We start from the raw sequence: 243 nt of genomic DNA on the forward strand, positions 1-243 counted from the left end.
CGAGCCCGACGATCTCCCCCTCGTTGACGTCGAAGGAGATGCCGTCGACGGCGCGGACCGTCCCGTCCTCGGTGAAGAACTGTGTCTTGAGATCGCGTACGCTGAGTAGTGGTTCGCTCATATCAGTTGTTGATCCGCGGATCGAGGGCGTCCTGGAGGCCGTCGCCGAGAATGTTGAAGCCGATGACGGTGATCAGAATGGCGATGCCGGGGAAGATACTGAACGTCGGCGCGGGAAGCATG

General features: G+C 60.9%; 2 pseudogenes. Both read right to left on the bottom strand.

Annotated features, from left to right (window positions below):
• Window positions 1–121, bottom strand: a pseudogene (locus EXE42_RS20535) (ABC transporter ATP-binding protein); the annotation flags it as partial.
• Window position 122: 1 nt separating this feature from the next.
• Window positions 123–243, bottom strand: a pseudogene (locus EXE42_RS20540) (ABC transporter permease); the annotation flags it as partial.

Source organism: Halorubrum sp. SP3 (genome assembly GCF_005435195.1).
GTDB classification, from domain to species: Archaea; Halobacteriota; Halobacteria; order Halobacteriales; family Haloferacaceae; genus Halorubrum; species Halorubrum sodomense.